This window comes from Aeromonas sp. FDAARGOS 1402 (genome assembly GCF_019046925.1).
In the GTDB taxonomy this organism is placed as follows: Bacteria; Pseudomonadota; Gammaproteobacteria; order Enterobacterales; family Aeromonadaceae; genus Aeromonas; species Aeromonas caviae.
This window is the reverse complement of the sequence record NZ_CP077201.1, coordinates 3,287,623-3,304,957: the sequence shown is the minus strand read 5'-3', so window position 1 is coordinate 3,304,957 and position 17,335 is coordinate 3,287,623. Positions and strand designations below refer to the sequence as shown.

At 61.3% G+C, this 17,335-nt stretch carries 17 protein-coding genes; 9 read left to right on the top strand and 8 right to left on the bottom strand.

Annotated elements, in window-relative coordinates; translation table 11 throughout:
* Positions 1-32: 32 nt before the first annotated feature.
* Positions 33-479, bottom strand: a complete 447-nt coding sequence (locus I6L32_RS15735) for a hypothetical protein (RefSeq protein ID WP_236754666.1) — start codon at positions 477-479, stop codon at positions 33-35.
* Between the two features lie 243 nt (positions 480-722).
* Between I6L32_RS15735 and I6L32_RS15730 the strand changes: the two genes are divergently transcribed.
* The 3 genes from I6L32_RS15730 to I6L32_RS23685 all read left to right on the top strand — a co-directional run bounded on the left by I6L32_RS15730 (position 723) and on the right by I6L32_RS23685 (position 2,383).
* Positions 723-1,505 carry a Sir2 family NAD-dependent protein deacetylase gene (locus tag I6L32_RS15730; RefSeq protein WP_216944138.1) on the top strand — a complete coding sequence of 261 codons (783 nt, stop codon included), beginning with the start codon at positions 723-725 and terminating at the stop codon, positions 1,503-1,505.
* 29 nt (positions 1,506-1,534) lie between these two features.
* A complete protein-coding gene (locus I6L32_RS15725; RefSeq protein WP_080769878.1) occupies positions 1,535-1,867 on the top strand; it encodes a cyclic-phosphate processing receiver domain-containing protein in 333 nt (110 codons plus the stop codon).
* Between the two features lie 336 nt (positions 1,868-2,203).
* Positions 2,204-2,383: an AlpA family transcriptional regulator gene (locus tag I6L32_RS23685; protein WP_216944136.1), complete on the top strand. Its 180-nt coding sequence runs from the start codon at positions 2,204-2,206 to the stop codon at positions 2,381-2,383.
* Between the two features lie 38 nt (positions 2,384-2,421).
* Here the strand turns inward: I6L32_RS23685 and I6L32_RS15715 are convergent, their stop codons facing one another.
* Positions 2,422-3,615, bottom strand: a complete 1,194-nt coding sequence (locus tag I6L32_RS15715; protein ID WP_042863736.1) for a site-specific integrase — start codon at positions 3,613-3,615, stop codon at positions 2,422-2,424.
* Positions 3,616-3,803: 188 nt separating this feature from the next.
* Here I6L32_RS15715 and sbcB point away from each other — a divergent pair, with 188 nt between their 5' ends.
* Both sbcB and I6L32_RS15705 read left to right on the top strand, forming a co-directional pair.
* Positions 3,804-5,219 carry an exodeoxyribonuclease I gene (sbcB, locus tag I6L32_RS15710; protein WP_182976553.1) on the top strand — a complete coding sequence of 472 codons (1,416 nt, stop codon included), beginning with the start codon at positions 3,804-3,806 and terminating at the stop codon, positions 5,217-5,219.
* 148 nt (positions 5,220-5,367) lie between these two features.
* Positions 5,368-5,874 carry a hypothetical protein gene (locus tag I6L32_RS15705; RefSeq protein ID WP_010674463.1) on the top strand — a complete coding sequence of 169 codons (507 nt, stop codon included), beginning with the start codon at positions 5,368-5,370 and terminating at the stop codon, positions 5,872-5,874.
* A 58-nt stretch (positions 5,875-5,932) separates the two neighbouring features.
* Here I6L32_RS15705 and I6L32_RS15700 read toward each other — a convergent pair whose 3' ends face one another.
* On the bottom strand, positions 5,933-7,648 hold the full coding sequence (locus I6L32_RS15700) for a glycoside hydrolase family 36 protein (RefSeq protein ID WP_216944135.1): 1,716 nt from the start codon (positions 7,646-7,648) through the stop codon (positions 5,933-5,935).
* A gap of 130 nt (positions 7,649-7,778) precedes the next feature.
* On the opposite strand from I6L32_RS15700, the gene I6L32_RS15695 reads away from it, so the two are divergent.
* From I6L32_RS15695 to cdd, 3 genes are all read left to right on the top strand, one after another.
* Positions 7,779-8,138 (top strand): CidA/LrgA family protein, encoded by a 360-nt coding sequence (locus I6L32_RS15695; protein ID WP_010674461.1) that lies wholly within the window; start codon positions 7,779-7,781, stop codon positions 8,136-8,138.
* On the top strand, positions 8,135-8,821 hold the full coding sequence (locus tag I6L32_RS15690) for an LrgB family protein (protein ID WP_041212945.1): 687 nt from the start codon (positions 8,135-8,137) through the stop codon (positions 8,819-8,821). The genes I6L32_RS15695 and I6L32_RS15690 overlap by 4 nt, the downstream gene beginning before the upstream one ends.
* A 226-nt stretch (positions 8,822-9,047) precedes the next feature.
* Entirely contained in the window at positions 9,048-9,929 is an 882-nt protein-coding gene (gene cdd, locus I6L32_RS15685; protein ID WP_010674459.1) for a cytidine deaminase, read from the top strand.
* 641 nt (positions 9,930-10,570) lie between these two features.
* Here cdd and I6L32_RS15680 read toward each other — a convergent pair.
* From I6L32_RS15680 to I6L32_RS15670, 3 genes are all read right to left on the bottom strand, one after another.
* Complete coding sequence (locus tag I6L32_RS15680) at positions 10,571-12,235, bottom strand: AMP-binding protein (RefSeq protein ID WP_128314062.1); 1,665 nt, start codon at positions 12,233-12,235, stop codon at positions 10,571-10,573.
* 99 nt (positions 12,236-12,334) lie between these two features.
* On the bottom strand, positions 12,335-12,613 hold the full coding sequence (locus I6L32_RS15675) for a YfcL family protein (protein ID WP_010674457.1): 279 nt from the start codon (positions 12,611-12,613) through the stop codon (positions 12,335-12,337).
* 107 nt (positions 12,614-12,720) lie between these two features.
* A complete protein-coding gene (locus I6L32_RS15670) occupies positions 12,721-13,836 on the bottom strand; it encodes an ATP-NAD kinase family protein (RefSeq protein WP_128314061.1) in 1,116 nt (371 codons plus the stop codon).
* A 117-nt stretch (positions 13,837-13,953) separates the two neighbouring features.
* Here I6L32_RS15670 and I6L32_RS15665 point away from each other — a divergent pair, with 117 nt between their 5' ends.
* Positions 13,954-14,676, top strand: coding sequence for a TerC family protein (locus I6L32_RS15665; protein ID WP_128314060.1), 723 nt, complete (start codon positions 13,954-13,956; stop codon positions 14,674-14,676).
* Between the two features lie 86 nt (positions 14,677-14,762).
* Here I6L32_RS15665 and aroG read toward each other — a convergent pair whose 3' ends face one another.
* Both aroG and aroA read right to left on the bottom strand, forming a co-directional pair.
* Positions 14,763-15,818, bottom strand: a complete 1,056-nt coding sequence (gene aroG / locus I6L32_RS15660; RefSeq protein WP_041212942.1) for a 3-deoxy-7-phosphoheptulonate synthase AroG — start codon at positions 15,816-15,818, stop codon at positions 14,763-14,765.
* Positions 15,819-16,015: 197 nt separating this feature from the next.
* Complete coding sequence (aroA, locus tag I6L32_RS15655) at positions 16,016-17,296, bottom strand: 3-phosphoshikimate 1-carboxyvinyltransferase (RefSeq protein ID WP_128297467.1); 1,281 nt, start codon at positions 17,294-17,296, stop codon at positions 16,016-16,018.
* Between the last annotated feature and the right edge of the window lie 39 nt (positions 17,297-17,335).

Here is a 17,335-nt window from a genome sequence, read left to right as displayed (position 1 = left end):
TTCGTCTGATGGTGCAGTTGCCTATAAAACCCTCACTCGGATTTAAAAACGGCGGGCGGCGTGCTGCCACCATCGCAACGCAGCGTGCCTAATGAGTCGCTGCGGCACAGGGTGCCATCGGAGGCACGCAGGTTGCCGAGACTATCCTCACGCCACGTCACCCGTTCGCCGGTTTTGGCATTGCTGCCACGCACATGGCCCAGTGCGTCTTTGCGATAGGTGGTGCCATCGCTGCCCTTGAGGTTGCCCAACGGATCGGTGCGCCAAGTAATGCCGGTACCTGAATCCCTGACGGTGCCAAGGCAGTCGGTGCGCAGCAAGCCATGGCGGCCATCCTGGCATTGATAGCGGGTGTGGCCGAGGCTGTCCTTGCGGTAGGTGCAATCGCCCGCGATTCCAAGTTGGGGGAACGCACCGAGCAAGAAAACGGCTGGCCAGGGCAACCGGGCAATTGACCAGGAGATCAAACGGACGCTCATCGCATGTCTCCTCTGGATGTGAGCTCGACTGACTATACCGAGCGGACTGTGCCGGTTCGATACTGGGGTTTTGCACATGTCGTGTTTTCAGGCGGATACAGTAGCAAACTGCCCACATCCCATCTCACCTCCCCTTTGTTGCCCAAACAGGCATTGTCGCAAGGCTTCTAAACTGCCCTTACCCGAGTGGGATGACGCCAACTAATTTGTCAATTTCAGCCGATGCTGACCAAAGGTAATCTTATGCAACCAATTTCTTCCCGAGCACGAAGACATCAGCGCCGTCATCGAAAGAGACGAGCACAAGCCCTTACTACCGGCCAAGGTTATCGCCCCAATATCATTTTCTTCACCGGGGCCGGCTTGTCAGCGGAAAGCGGAGTACCTACGTTCAGAGGCAAGGAGGGTATTTGGCATCACGATGAAAACTGGCGCTATTCCCATGCGAGCAGCTTGGACACAGATCTGGCTGGTTTCCTGGCCTTTCACAACCAGCGGCGTCAAACCATGTTGAAAGCCTCCCCCTCGCAAGCCCACTATCTGATCGCCAAGCTACCGCCGAAATATAGTGTCGGGATCATCACCCAGAATATTGATGACTTACATGAGAGGGCTGGTAGCCATGGTGTTATTCATCTGCATGGTTCAATCCGGTTTTTGGTACCCAAGGGCTTTCGTAATCCAAAATACCGGCAGCCATGGTACAAAGATGTAAAGATGGGCGAGTGCTGCCCATGTACCCGCTCACAATTTCGCCCTGATATCGTGCTGTTTGGTGAGACGGCTTATGAGTATCAACACGCTCGTCGCTGGCTCTGCGAGGCCGATATTGTGATAATTATAGGAACCAGTTTACTGGTTGAACCTGCATTCTCTTTGCTGCAAAACATCAACCCCGGCGCATCTGTCTATTACATCGATCCCGACCCCGGGTTGTCATCCAGACTGCCGTTTCCCGGTGAGCAGATTGTTGATGGGGCTAATCGCGGTGTTGTTCGCCTATTGCAGAAAATATGTCATGACTGATGAGCCTGTAGTGACCAAGAGGAAGCAACATGAAATTGTATCTGGACGATGAGAGAGAAACACCGGCAGGGTGCGTTCGCGTATTCTGGCCAGACGAAGCGATTGCATGGCTAAAAACAGGAGCAGTGACAGAAATTAGCCTCGACCATGACCTAGGTGATGATAATAGAGGAACAGGCTACGACGTTATTCTTTGGATAGAAAAAGAGGTAATGACCAATCACTTCATACCACCCCTTATTCGTGTTCACTCCGCGAATGTCTCCGCACGAAGTAAAATGGAATTGGGTATTATGGCTATTAATGATTTTCTGGCTAAGCCATCACGGATCGCCCCAGATGATACAAATTGTGTTCGCTGACTCAGTGACATGAGGGAGGGCCAATTGAATAAAGCAGTAGGGGTGCATGTTAGGCTGCGGTGGATTCAACTCTGAAGCAAAACCCTACCCTAAAGGCAACCAAGGAGACAGAACGAGCACTTCCGCCATTGAAATTTACATATCATGACCATGAGCTATATTGATACACGACCATTTTCATTGCTTTTATAATATACGAAAACAGTTTTAAAGTTCATTTTTATAGTATGAGCATGGCGACTTGCTTTTATATATCACAAAAGCAAGTCGCCTAAGAATAGAGCAAATTGACACATTCACCAATGATGTTTAACCTCCTAAAAAACAGGAGGCTATATGAACAAGAATGAACCAGCACTAATAAAAACCAAAGCACTATTAAAAAAACTTGGCATATCTAGATCGACTCTGTACAGGTGGATTAAAGAACACAAGTTTCCACCGCCACACAATAAAAGTTTTTATTCTGCCGCAGAGGTCAGCAGTTGGATATCAAGGGAAAACCGCTCATCTTAGATGATGAATTATACCGCTATTCAATGACTCCATTATATTTACATTTCCTGAATGGATTTCACTGCCTCCATTAATTTTTTATCCCATAACTCATATGCCTCACGTTGCTCATTGGTCCAATCATGAAGATTGTAAATAGCCATGACACCAGCCATCCTGTGACCAAGCATTTTCTCGGTTACCTGTGGCATGATGCGCTCCTCCGATAAACGCGTACTCAGCGTCCGACGCATGTCGTGCATACGCCAATACGGAAGATCCAGTTTATCTCGCACCCGCTCTGCTAGCTGGATCAGGGACGCACTGCTCAATGACTGCTTTGGATTCACCGGCGAGCGACATACTGGCCCCCCCTTTAGCCGAGATTTCGCCGCCGCTTCTTGCAGCAACATCATCACCCGGGTAGGAATAGGCCGACGTATTGGTGATCCACTTTTGGCACGAGCAGCGGGAACCGTCCAAATTTGCTCCTCCAGATTAAACTCACTCCACTGCGCCCCCAATGCCTCGCCACTGCGACAGCCCAGCAGGATCACCAGTTTGGCGGCCAATTTTAATCCGCGGCTGGCCCTGCTCTGTTCAAATGCAATCCAAATCTGAGCGAGTTCACGCATGGTCAGCACACGAGTACCTCTCTCAGGTTGAGATCCAACATCTTCGGTGCGTAATTGCAACACCGGGGAGCCGCCAATGAGATTTCTCCGAATACAAAAACTAAGAATGGACTTTAATCTGCGTAATAAATGACCGGCATTTTTGGGCTTTTTCTTGCCAATTTTATCAAACCACTCCAGCCAGCTGGAAAACGGGATCTGTTCAACCGGAATACCAATAAACAGAGGTTCGAAATAGCGCTGCATGGTATGCTCATAGAGCATGACCGTACGAGGCCGCAGCTTGGGCAGATGGTGCTCACGAAAATGCTCGCAGCACTGTTTCAGTGTGACATCATGCTTCTGGTGGAGCTTATCCCAGAAAACTCTAGGGTGTTCATTACGCTCCAGCGCACCACGGATAGCAGGGATCAATGCCCTGGCATCAGCGAGTTTAAGGTCGGGATAGCGTCCAATTTTGAGTCTCGCCGCTTTTCCTTGCCAGCGATAGCGATATTGCCATGAGATGGTGCCACGCTCGGTGACCCGAGCTGACAATCCATCACGATCTGACAATTCCGTCTTACCAAAGTAGGGCTTACCATACAGGGCACGTAGCTTCGCATCAGTAAGTGGCATATGACTCTCCTGTGATTGGCCATCTGATTTTTCACTGACACATTAACGCGCCCTGACGTGTACACAGATACGTACCAAACTGGTCTGAAACGGACTGAATCAAGATCAGACAAAGTGAGACAATCTGAGATAACACTCCGTATAACGACTTGTTTTTCAAGCATATAAACACAATTCAGAACCACGAAATGAGCCAGCAGACAAAGCCTACCTTCTATTTCCACGACTACGAGACCTTCGGCATCAGTCCGGCCAAAGACAGGCCGTCGCAGTTTGCGGGCATTCGCACCGACGCGGATTTCAACGTCATCGGCGAGCCGCTGGTGATTTACTGCAAGCCGCCGGCGGATTACCTGCCGGAGCCGGAAGCCTGCCTCATCACCGGCATCACGCCGCAAAAGGCGATGAAGGACGGGCTGTGCGAGGCGGACTTCATCCGCCAGATCCACGCAGAGTTCGCCACCCCGGGCACCTGCGTGCTGGGCTACAACAGCATCCGCTTCGATGACGAGGTGACCCGCTACACCCTCTATCGCAACTTCTATGACCCCTATGCCTACGCCTGGCAGAACGGCAACTCCCGCTGGGACATCCTCGACATGCTGCGGGCCTGCTACGCCCTGCGCCCGCAGGGGATAGAGTGGGCGTTTGACGACGAGGGCAAGCCGAGCTTCAGGCTGGAGAAGCTGACGGTGGCCAACGGCGTGGCCCACGCCAACGCCCACGATGCGCTCTCGGATGTGCTGGCCACCATCGAGATGGCCAGGCTGGTGAAAAATGCCCAGCCCAAGCTCTTCGAGTACCTCTTTGATCTTCGCAACAAGAACAAGGTGAAGGCCCTCATCGACGTGGTGACCATGAAACCCCTGGTGCACGTCTCCGGCATGTTCTCCCCCTGGCAGGGGTGTGCGAGCTGGGTGTCGCCGCTCGCCTGGCACCCCACCAACCAGAACGCGGTGATCATGGTGGATCTGACCCGTGACCCGACTCCGCTCATCGAGCTCTCCTGCGAGGAGATCCGCGAGCGCCTCTACACCAAAAAAGAGGAGCTGGGGGATTTGGCCGGCATTCCGGTCAAACTGGTGCACATCAACAAGTGCCCGGTGCTGGCCCCGGCCGCCACCCTGACCCCGGAGCGGGCGGACGAACTGGGCATCAATCGGGCTCAGTGCCGCAAGAGCCTGGATCTGCTGCGGGCCCACCCCGAGGTGCGGGAAAAACTGGTGGAGGTATTCAACCAGGAGTTTGCCGGCAGCACCGACGGCGACCCCGACACCCAGCTCTACGCCGGCTTCTTCGGCCACGGCGACAAGTCCACCATGGATCTGGTGCGCGCCACTCCGGCGGATCTGTTGGGGGAGCGGGAGTTTGCCTTCACGGATCCCCGTCTGCCCGAGATGCTGTTCCGTTACCGCGCCCGCAACTGGCCCCACACCTTGAGCGAAGCGGAGCAGAAGCGCTGGCGCCTGCACTGCAGCGACTACTTCAGCCGCCGCCTGCCGGATTATGTGCCGCGCCTGGAAGCCCTGGCGGAACAGAACCAGGGGAACGAACGGAACTTTGCGACTCTAAAGAGTCTCTATCACTACCTTGAAAATCTGTGAGATGTGAGCCGTTTCACAGTTAAAAACCGATGCGTTTCCCCGGCTCGCGACATAATGGGCAGGGAGCCCAAGCTCCTGATAGTGTGAATATTTAGATGCGCTGACGGCATGGATGCCGTGCTTTCGACTGTTGGGGAACTCTCGTTTTATGCGTTCAGCTCTGCCTGCTTTGACACTCGTCGCCTGTGCCCTGCTGCCCCAGGCCGCCCTCGCTGGCGCCCGGTTCGAGGTGCCAGACTACCTCTTGCGCCTGCCGGAGCAGACCTACCGGCTCATCGAGCACAACTTCAGCACCCTCTACCAGCAGACCGACTTCACCCCGCAAATCACCAACAGCTATTTCAACCACTCGGATCTCTACCGCTTCGCCGGCATTCCCCTGGCCATCACGCCGCAAAACGGCTTCCAGATGGAGGTGTTCGGCCAGCTCTACAACAAGTCGTCCCAGATCTATGCCCAGATGAGCCAGGATCTCTCCCTCTATCGCACCCTGCGGGTGGACATGATGGGGGATCAGAGCGACGAGATCGCCATCGGCATGGGGCTCGGCATCCCCCTGACAACCCGCCTCACCGTCAAGGCGCTCGCCTCCAGCAACGAGATCCCGGGCTATGGCTCCGCCAATTACGCCATCGGGATGGAGTGGCACTTCTAGAGACCATTTCGCCACGTAAAAAAGGCTCCCGAGGGAGCCTTTTTGCAGTGCAACGCCATCAGGGGTAGCTGATCACCGCCCCCTGCCCCCCTTGCAGCACCAGGGTGCTCCCCAGGGGCGTCTCGTCCCAGAAGTCCGTGCCCCCCGGCGCCAACGGGAACTCGCAGGCGTGCTCCCCCCAGTTGAACAGGCAGAGCAGCTCGCCGCCCCCGGGCAGCGCCACCCGCCCGCGCTCGAATGCCATCCCCTCGAAGCGGGCCGCCGGGGTGCGCGCGGCGCACAGGGCGAGCAGCTTGCCAAGGCGCGCCCCTTGCGCCGCGTCCAGATCCTGCAATCTGTCCCCCGCCAGCACCATGCCACCGCTCGCCACCAGGGCAGCCAGGTGGAAGTCGTACTCGGCGCGGCTCCCGTGCTGGCCCGGAATATCCCGCAGGCAGACGCAGTCGGGGTCCAGCACCCAGAGCCGCTCGTGCTGCCAGGCGCGGCAGAAGGCTTCTCGCGCTATCTGGCGAAAACGGGGGCCCTGGCGCTCCACGTCATCGCTCACCCGCATACCGTGCACCAGGCCGAGGCTCGGCCACAGCGGCGCATTGCAGCCGAGCAGGAAGGCCCCCTCCCCGGCGCCGCGCAGGATGGCGGCCATACCGCGCCGATAGGCCTCCACCCGGGTGGCGGCGGGGTCGTGGAAGCGACCACCGTGGATGGCCCCCCAGAAGTTGGCATCGAGCTTGAAGTAGTGAATGCCCCACTGGGTACGCAGGGTGCGAAATACCTGCTCCAGGTGCGTCTGCACCTCGGGGTGGGTGCCATCCAGCACGTACCAGGGGGTGCAGCGCCAGCCCCCGTAGGTGACCCGCTCCGAGGGGAGCGGCAGGCCATCCTCCCCTTTCACGAACCAGTCAGGGTGCTGCTGGAACACTTGCGAGCCGGGCTCGGCGATAAAGGGGGCGACCCAGAGCGCAGGCTCGCAACCGGCGGCGCGGATCTCCCCTGCCAGGGCCGCCACCCCCTCCTCGAACTTGGCGGAAGGGGTGAGCCAGTCCCCCATCTTCGCCTGATAGCCATCGTCTATCTGCACGTAGCGCAGGGCCGGGAAACGCTCGGCCCGCACCGCCAGGTTCTCGCGAATGTCCGCCGCGCTCACGTTCGCGTAGTAGTGATACCAGGAGCACCAGCCGCTCGGGCGCGTGGGCACCTCCCCCACCAGGGAGCCGTGCTCGGCGGCGATATGCTGCGCCAGCGTCGCGAGCAGGGCCTCCCTGTCCGGCCCCTCCAGGCAGATCAGCGCCTCGCTCTGCCAGTGCGCACCCGGCGCCAGGGTGCGCCCTTCGGTGTTCATCACGATCTCGAGGTGCCTGTCGGGATGGAGGCGAAACTCCCCGCCAAAGCGCTGGCAGCTCGCAAAGGCCAGCAGCAGCCAGCCCCCCTCCTGCGCCACCAGCAGCAGGTTGTGCACCGTGTGGTAGCCATGGTCGGCGGTGATGCGATAGACAGACGCATCGGGGCAGCGGCCCAGGTGCTCGGGGGCATTCCAGCGTCCACCGGTCTGGGCCAGCATCTGGAACCCCTCCCCGTAGATGGCCGCGTCGGGCGCAAGTCCGAGATCCCCCTCAAACAGCCGCCAGTGGTGGACGGCCTCGGACTGCTTCCCGGTGTTGTCGAGCCTCACCCGGCAAAGCGGCCCCTCCCACTGGCGGGTTTGCAGCAGGGTGTCAGGGAGGGCGGGATCGGCGGGCAGTTGGCGCAACCGGGCCAGGAGAGAGGGGGTCGACATGGGAACTCCTTCTTGTGAATGGGGATGAAGCCGGGGCCATTGTATCCCCTGCGGGCCAGTTGACCCTGTTCCCTCCCCCCCGTGCCTGTTAAACTGCGACCTTGCTCACACTTGCCAAGATGAGGCCCCCGTGCTGCTGCAACGCACCCTGCGCTACCTTCGTGATTTTCTGGTCATCATCGCCTGTCTGCTGGCAGGCAAGGCCGTGGCGGCCATCCTGCCCTTCGCCTTCCCCGGCAGCATCATCGGCATGCTGCTGCTGTTCGTGCTGCTCTCCTTGCAGATCGTCCGCTTCTCCTGGGTCGAGCTGGGGGGCGGCCTGCTGCTGCGCCACATGGGGGTGCTGTTCGTGCCGGTGGCGGTGGGCCTGGTGGCCTGGCTCGAGCCCCTGCGCCAATCCTTCGGTCTCATCATGCTCTGCGTCGTGCTCGGCATCGTGCTCATCCTGGGCGCGGTCGGCCACCTCTATCAAAGGATGAACAAGCCATGATCCTCTGGTTCGCCCTGCCCCTCACCCTGGCCCTCTATTTCATGACCCGGGCCCTCTACCGCCGCCTGCCCTGGCCCGTCATCAATCCGGTGCTGATCCCCACCGCCGTCATCATCGGCCTGCTGCTCTGGCTCGATCTGCCCCTGGATCAGTACCAGCAGGGGGCCTCACCCCTGACCGCCCTGCTGGAACCCGCCGTGGTGGCCCTGGCCCTGCCGCTTTACCAGCAGGCGCGCCAGATCCGCGACAAGCTCACACCCATCCTGGCCTGCACCCTCACCGCAGTGCTCATCTCGGTCTGCACCACCCTGGGGGTCGGCCACCTGATGGGGGCGGATCCGGCGCTGCTCGCCTCCATCGCCACCAAGTCCATCACCACGCCGCTCGCCATGAGCGTCAGCCAGTCCCTCGGCGGCATTCCCGCCATCGCCGCCGCCGTGGTGGTGGTGGTGGGGATCCTGGGGGCCCTGGCGGGCTATCCCCTGCTCAAGCTGATGCGGGTCACCGACCCCGAGGCCCAGGGGCTCGCCATGGGAGCCTGCGCCCACGCCATCGGCACCGCCGCCTCCGCCGAGCAGGGAGTGACCCAGGGCGCCTTCTCGTCGCTGGCCATGGTGGTGTGCGGTGTGCTGACCGCGGCCATCGCCCCCCTGCTGTTCGCCCTCTACCACTGGCTGACCTGATCCCCGTTGCCATGGCCGCCCCTGCGGTCATGGCCTCTGTGCCCTTTCACCGTTTCCATCCGATACCCTCGCCTCCCTGATGCCGGGAGCTGGCGCACAGATTGCGAAAGACAAACGTTTCCTTTACCATCCCCGCCCCTTTGCCCATCAAGGCGTGAGCGCGCTCACACAATTCGCCGCGCTTGCTCCCTACAATGGCCCCCCAATTGGCCTTTGAGGACACAGTATGCATCCCCGCTTTGCCAAGCCATTCGAGACCCTTTCCGCCCCGCTCCAGGCCGCCCTGCTGCCCATGCTGGGGGACGATTTCCAGGCCCGTTTCACCCCGGACCAGGTCGCGACCCTGAAGGCCGCCACCGGGTTGGATGACAGGGCCCTGCGTCTGGCCTTGCTGCCGCTGGCGGCCGCCTGCTCGGTGGCCCCCATCTCCAGGTTCTTCGTCGGCGCCATCGCCTGCGGCCTGAGCGGCACCTGGTACTTTGGCGCCAACATGGAGTTCGCGGGCCAGGGGCTGTTCCACTCGGTCCACGCCGAGCAGTCCGCCATCTCCAACGCCTGGCTGGGTGGCGAGACCGGGATCTCCGAGATCACCGTGAACTACACCCCCTGCGGCCACTGCCGCCAGTTCATGAACGAGCTGAGCACCGCCAAGACCCTGAAGGTCTCCCTGCCGGACGATCTCAGCGAGCTGCAATCCTTCCTGCCCCACTCCTTCGGCCCCGCCGATCTCGAGATCACCGATGCCCTTATGAGCCCCCAGGCCCATGACGAGCTGGTGCTCGAGAGCGACGACCCCCTGTGGCAGGCTGCGCTCGCCGCCGCCCGCCAGAGCTATGCCCCCTACAGCCAGGGCTATGCCGCGGTGGCGCTGCAGTTCGAGGACGGGCGCATCTTCTGCGGCCGCTATGCCGAGAACGCCGCCTTCAACCCGAGCCTGCCCCCCATGCAGATGGCCTGCGCCCACGCTGTGCTGGGTGGCGAGGATCTCGCCACCGTGCGCCGCGCCGTGCTGCTGGAGAGCAAGGATGGCCAGATCAGCCAGCGGGATTCGGCCCAGTCCACCCTGAAGGCGCTGGGTTCAGTCGAGCTTGAGTACAAAGCCGTCTGACCCCGGCATCCGCCAACGGGAAGGGGAGCTGCGGCTCCCCTTCTTGCTCTCTGCGGCTCTCATCCTGCCCCTCACCCTCTTTCTCTGCGCCTCTGGCGCCGTGCATCAGATGCCTCCCTGCCCCATGTGAGGGCGGCCTCCCTCCGATGACCTTATTTGGCAGACCTCCTCTGCGGTGGCGGGAAGCCCAGGTTAAGGGGCCAATGCCCCACCCTGCCCCTTGCGGCCCCCGTGTGTGACCCCAAGATGCATTTGCCAAGCCACTGGGATCCCGCCTTTCCATGGATTTTGCAAATACCTTTCCCTGCCTGTTCCCCCGACGCGGGGCGGTATGGCGGCGGCAGGAAACGTCGGGGAAGGGATAAATACCTCGTCCCCGCCCCTTGCGGCCCCCGTGTGTGACCCCAAGATGCATTTGCCAAGCCACTGGGATCTCCCCTCTCCATGGATTTTGCAAATACCTTTCCCTGCCTGTTCCCTCGATGCGGGGCGGTATGGCGGCGGCGGGAAGCATCGGAGAAGGGGTCAATGCCCCAGCCCCGCCCGCCCCCTGTCGGCTGCTTCCCCCCTGAAATACAGCGGGGGAGCCACTGGCTCCCCCGCTGTCATTGATGTGGCCCATATGGCGGCACCGACCCCTGTCAGGACTCCCACAGGATGCGCTGGCTGCCGGACCAGCGCTCGCCGATGTCCGCGTATTTTTGTTCCAGCAGGTGGCGGCGGATCTTCATGGTGGGGGTCAGCACCCCGTTCTCGATGTTCCAGGGGCTCTTGACCACCAGGATGCCCCGCAGGCGAGCATGGGATTCCAGCTTGTCGTTGACCCGATTGAGGGCGGCCTCCAGCTGGGCTTCCACCCCGGCTTTGTCCCCCTTCATGGCGCTCTCGGCGAGCTGCACCAGGGCGACCGGCTGCGGCATGCCGTAGCCGATGACGCAGAGCTGCTCGATGATGGGCTCCTGCCCGAGCATCCCCTCGATGGGCACCGGGGCCACGTACTTGCCCTTGGCGGTCTTGAAGACGTCCTTCATGCGGCCGGTGATGGTGAGGTAACCCTCCCTGTCCAGCTTGCCCATGTCACCAGTGTGCAGCCAGCCCTCGGCGTCGATGGCCTCTGCACTGTGCTCGGGATCCTTGTAGTAGCCCACCATCATGCCGTCGCAGCGACAGAGGATCTCCCCCTCGTCGGAGATCTTGATGGTCACCCCGGGCCCGGCCTTGCCGACGGTGCCTATCTTGTCCGCCCGGAAGGGGTAGTTGAGGGTGGAGTAGGCGTGGTTCTCGGTCATGCCCCAGGCCTCGGTGATCTCGAGGCCGATGCTGTGGTACCACTCCAGCAGCGCCGGGGCCACCGGCGCCGAGCCGCAGCCCAGCACCCGCGCCTGATCCAGCCCCAGCCCCTTTTGCAGCTTGCTCTTGATGAGGCTGGAGACGAGGGGGATCTTGAGCAGCAGCGCCAGCTTTTTCTGGGGCAGCTTCTCGTGGATCTTGATGCGGAACATGGCCCAGAGCCGCGGCACCGAAATGAAGACGGTGGGACGGCAGCGCTTGACGTCCTCGATGAAGGTGTCGAGGGATTCGGGGAAGGCGATGGTGGCACCGCTGAACAGGCTGCCGCCGTAGATGTAGACCCGCTCGGTGATGTGGGCAAGGGGCAGGTAGGAGAAACCGCGATCCTCGGCGGTGAGGGAGACCGCCTCCACCAGCTTCTCGCAGGACCAGGCGTAGCGCTCCACGCTCAGCATGGCCCCCTTGGGCTTGCCGGTGCTGCCGGAGGTGTAGACCAGGCTCAGCAGGGCATCCGGCGCCTGCACCGGGCTGTCCGGGATGGGGTCGTATTGCGCCAGCAGATCGTCCCACTGGTGGGCGGCCGGCATGGTGTCGTAAGGCAGGGCGATACGCAGCAGATCCCCGGGCACCCCCGCCTCCTGGCTCTTCCAGTCGTCCAGCTTGCCGACGAAGATCGCCCTGGTTTCGCTGTGGCGCAGCACGTATTCGATGGTGTCGACGTTGGCGGTGGGGTAGATGGGCACGCTCACGTATCCCCCCATCTGCATCGCCAGATCGGCGATGAACCACTGGGCGCAGTTCTTGGAGAGCAGGGCCACCTTGTCACCGGGCTCCAGGCCCAGGGCGCGCAGTGCCGTCACCATGCGCCGCGCCTCGTCGGCAACCTCACCCCAGGTGAAGTCGACGTATTCGCGGTGGATGGTCTGACGCAGATAGATTCGGTCGGGACACTGCCGCTCCCAGTGATAGAGCATCTCGAGCGGCAGTCTGGTGGCAATGCGTGAGGTGGAGGCCATGGTTTAATCCCTGAAACAAAAGGCGAGCCTCATTATTAACCTTTTGATAACACTCAGGGAAGCAGATTACTTAAACTTGTGTTTGAACTGCGAATGGGATCAAGCTTCCGCCTGGGCCTGCAGACGCTTCCACATCTCCTGCACCAGCACCTCGTCCTGCTCGGAGAGCTCACCCTGCAAGATGGCCTCGTTCAGGCTGCGCAGCACATAGCTCTTGACGTCCCGCACCAGGGTCTTGCCCTCCAGCTCGGCGCGCGCCACCGCAAGGGAGATGTGCCCTCGCAGATAGCCACCCGCAAACAGCTCGTCTTCGCTGGCCGTGGCGACCATGGCGTCGATCAGTCCCAACAACTTGTGTTCAAAATCGTGAATCGTCATTTAACGCAGCCTCATTTCCGGGGTTGCCGGCAAAAAATTCGGGGAGTGGAACCGCGATCCGGTTGATCGCGGCTCTCTGGCGCCAGGCCAGCCGCATCCTTGATGTCCTATTCCGGGTTGGCCACCGGGTAGATGACCTGATCCTTGTATCCCGTGGTTATGCGCAGATAACCACTCAACGACCGGTTCAGTGCCGGATCGTCGGTGTCCACCAGCAGCGGACGGCCTTCTAGCGCCGCCAGCTTGGCTTTGGTGGCGAGCACCTGGATATGCTCGCGCCCGACGGCCCGGATCACGTCTGGACTCAATTGCTGATTTCCGCGCCCGAACAGATGTCCCTGACCGCCGATCAGGGTGATGATCAGACGGCAGCGACGGCCGCGGATCCGGGTCAGGATCTCGGCGGCGCTGAGATCCTGCCCGATAAGCCGGCCATTTTCCACCAGATCCACACCGAGCAAGGTATTTTCCAGACCCAGCTCCCCCATGCAGGCGGCCACCGTGCTCCCCGACCCCATCAGGTAGAGGGTATCGGGCTCCATCTGCTCCACCACGCCGGCGGCAAGATCGGCGAGCACCAGCTCCTCGGACTCCCGCCCCCCCTGCTTGACCGCCTGCACGTAGCGCAGATCCCCGGGCACCAGCAACTGGCCGTAATGGCGGGCGCGCACCTTGCCGGCGCGAAACGCCTCCTCGTCGATGTCCATCACCTCCGCATCCACCAGGCTCAGAAGCTCCCCTGCGATCATTCTGGCCGCCACCCGGCCACTCGCCGCCGGCGTCACCCCGTAGACCCCGGAGTGGATCTTGCACCCCGCCGGGATACCGAGCACATGGCAGGACTCCCCCACCGCCGCGCAGATGTCACGGGCGGTGCCATCGCCACCGGCGAAGAGCAGCAGCTCCACCCCGGCATCGCGCAGGGCCAGGGCGGCAGCCCGGGTGTCCTCGGCGCTCGTCTGCGCCCCGGCAGGCCGATGGACGATGCGATGGGGCAACCCCAGCTCGGCGGCGAGGTCGGCCCCCATCTCTTCGGCCACCGTCAGCAGCTCGAAGGGGGTGGTCAGCTCGCACAGGGGCAACAGGGCCTGGCGAGCCCGCTCCCGGGCCTTGGGGACGGCCCCGCGCGCCAGCGCCTCGGCGACCATGCCGTCACTGCCCTTGAGACCGACTGCCCCGCCGATTCCGGCGACGGGGTTGATGATGAGCCCTAATCGAAACATGTTTCCCTCCTGTTGGATCGCCGCCATTTTTATCTTTTCCCGCCACTGGGACAAGCCATGACCCCCTGCTAAAATGCGCGGCTTCTACCTCAATCACTGTTCAACCAAGGTTCAATCATGCTGGAATGGATTGCGGACCCCTCCGCCTGGGTCGCGCTCGCCACCCTGACCCTGCTCGAGATCGTGCTCGGCATCGACAACATCATTTTCATCTCCATCCTGGTGGGTCGTCTGCCGGAAGCCCAGCGCCAGAAAGCGCGCATCCTGGGGCTGGGGCTCGCCATGGGCACCCGCATCCTGCTGCTGCTCTCCTTGGCCTGGGTGATGCGCCTCACCGAGCCCCTCTTCACCGTGCTGGGGGAAGCCATCTCGGGACGGGATCTCATCCTGCTGGTGGGGGGTCTGTTCCTCATCGCCAAGAGCACCCACGAGATCCACCAGAGCCTGGAAGGGGCTGCCGAAGAGGCGGGTGTGGTGAGCAAGACCGTGGGCTTCCTGTCCACTCTGGTGCAGATCGCCATCCTCGACATCATCTTCAGCCTGGACTCCGTCATCACCGCCGTGGGCATGGCGGATCATGTCCCTGTCATGGTGCTGGCCATCATCATCGCCGTCGGCGTCATGATGTTTGCCGCCAAGGCCATCGGCGACTTCGTCGATACCCACCCCACCATCAAGATGCTGGCCCTCTCCTTCCTTATTCTGGTCGGGGTCGCCCTGATGGCCGAAGGGCTGGATCTGCACATTCCCAAGGGTTACATCTACTTCGCCATGGCCTTCTCGCTGGTGGTGGAGATGATCAACATCCGCCTGCGCGGCCACCAGGAGCGGGCCAAGTAAACCGCGACCTGCCGAGAGATGGCCAAACAAAAAGCGCGACCCAGGGTCGCGCTTTTTTATTGCCCCGCCAACGGGGCGCCTTGGGCTCAGAGGGCGTTGCGAGCGGCCACGGCGTCCGCCAGGTTGCGCAGCAGCACCTCGGTATCGGCCCAGCCAATGCAGGCGTCGGTGATGCTCTGGCCGAAGGTGAGCTCGCACCCGTCCACCAGATCCTGACGCCCTTCCACCAGGTGACTCTCCACCATGACGCCGAACACCGCCTTGCTGCCGGCACGCAGCTGACCGGCCACGTCCTCGGCCACCAGCATCTGGTTCTTGAACTGCTTGCTGCTGTTGGCGTGGCTGAAGTCGATCATCACTTTCTGGGGCAGACCGGCCTTGTCCAGACCACTCACCACCTCATCCACGTGACGGGCGCTGTAGTTGGGCTCGCGGCCACCGCGCAGGATGATGTGACAGTCCGGGTTGCCAGCGGTCGAGACGATGGCGGAGTGGCCGTACTTGGTCACCGACAGGAAGTGGTGCGGGGCGCTGGCGGCGCCGATGGCGTCAATGGCCACCTTGATGGTGCCGTCGGTGCCGTTCTTGAAGCCCACCGGGCAGGAGAGACCGGAGGCCAGCTCGCGGTGTACCTGGGATTCGGTGGTACGAGCGCCGATGGCACCCCAGCTCATCAGATCCGCCACGTATTGCGGGGTGATCATGTCGAGGAACTCGGAGGCGGTCGGCAGCCCCATGTCGTTGAGATCCAGCAAGAGCTTGCGACCCAGGCGCAGGCCGTCATTGATCTGGCAGCTGTTGTCGAGGTAGGGATCGTTGATCAGCCCCTTCCAGCCCACTGTGGTACGGGGTTTTTCGAAGTAGACCCGCATCACGATCTCCAGCTGATCTTTCAGCTCGTCGCGCAGCACCTTGAGGCGCTTGCCGTATTCCAGGGCGGCGACCGGATCGTGGATGGAGCAGGGGCCGATCACCACCAGCAGACGATCATCGTCGCCGGCCAGGATGTTGTGGATGGCCTGACGGGATTCAAACACGGTGGCCGAGGCGGTGTCGGTCGCCGGAAACTTCTCAAGCACCGCAACCGGGGGCAATAACTCTTTGATTTCACTGATACGAACGTCGTCGGTTTGATGCTGCATGACCAAGTTTCCTGCTAGATGACTGCGATAAAGAGATCTCAATCTAGCCCTGTGCCGGGTCGGTGTAAATAGAAAATTACATTCTTCGACAAGGAATTTTATTATCGCACCTTGCAAGTTTGCATAATGCTGCTAGGAGGCATGAAAAAAGCGGGGGCCAGAGATGAAAAGGCCCGCACGAAGCGGGCCGAAAGGGCTCAGGCCTGACTGACGCTGGCCAGCTTGTCGAAGTAGTCCGGGAAGGTCTTGGAGGTGCAACCCGGATCATTGATGGTGACCGGCGTATCGGAGAGCGCCACCAGGGAGAAGCACATGGCGATGCGGTGATCGTTGTAGGTGTCGATGGCCGCGTGGGTCAGCTGTGCGGGCGGGATCACGGTGATGAAGTCGTGCCCCTCCTCCACTTCCACGCCCAGCTTGCGCAGCTCGGTCGCCATGGCGTGCAGTCGGTCGGTCTCCTTCACCCGCCAGTTGTAGATGTTGCGGATGGTGGTGGTGCCCTCGGCAAACAGCGCCGTGGTGGCGATGGTCATGGCCGCATCCGGGATGTGGTTCATGTCCATGTCGATGCCCCTGAGCGGCCCCTGCTCGGCCTCGATGAAATCATCGCCCCAGGTGATGCGGGCCCCCATCTTCTCCAGTACGTCGGCGAAGTGGATGTCCCCCTGGATGCTGTGCTTGCCGATGCCGGTAACCCGCACCTTGCCCTTGATGGCGCCCGCCGCGAGGAAGTAGGAGGCGCTGGAGGCATCCCCTTCCACCAGGAAGTCCCCCGGGCTGACATAGGTCTGGTTGCCCTTGATGTAGAACACCTTGTAGTCGTCGTGCTCGATGACCACCCCGAACTGCTTCATGATGTGCAGGGTGATGTCGATGTAGGGCTTGGAGACCAGCTCCCCCTTGATGTGGATGCGGGTGTCGCCGGCCGCCATGGGGGCCGCCATCAAGAACGCCGTCAGGAACTGGCTGGAAACGGAGCCGTCGATGTGGACATCGCCACCCCAGAGCCCCTTGGCATCCACCACCAGGGGCGGATAGCCATCTTTCTTCAGGTACTGAATGTGGGCACCCGCTTCGCGCAGGGCATCCACCAGGTGGCCGATGGGGCGCTCTTCCATGCGCGGCTCGCCGCCCAGGGTGTACTCGCCGGAGCCCAGGCACAGGGCGGCGCACAGAGGGCGCATGGCAGTACCGGCATTGCCGAGGAACAGGTTGACCGGCGCCGAGACCGCGAAGCTGCGACCCAGACCGTGCACGGTACACTCGGTCTTGTCGGCGGAGAGCTTGTACTTGACGCCGAGCTGGGTCAGCGCCGCCAGCATGTGGCGGATGTCATCGCTGTCGAGCAGGTTGGTCAGCCGGGTGGTGCCCCGGGCCAGGGCCGCCAGCAGCAGGGCCCGGTTAGAGACACTCTTGGAGCCGGGCAGATTGACCACCCCGGCCACGCTAGAAATGGGTTCCAAACGCAACGAATTCATAGACTTCCTGTTCGATCTCAATTAAATCACCTGACCGGA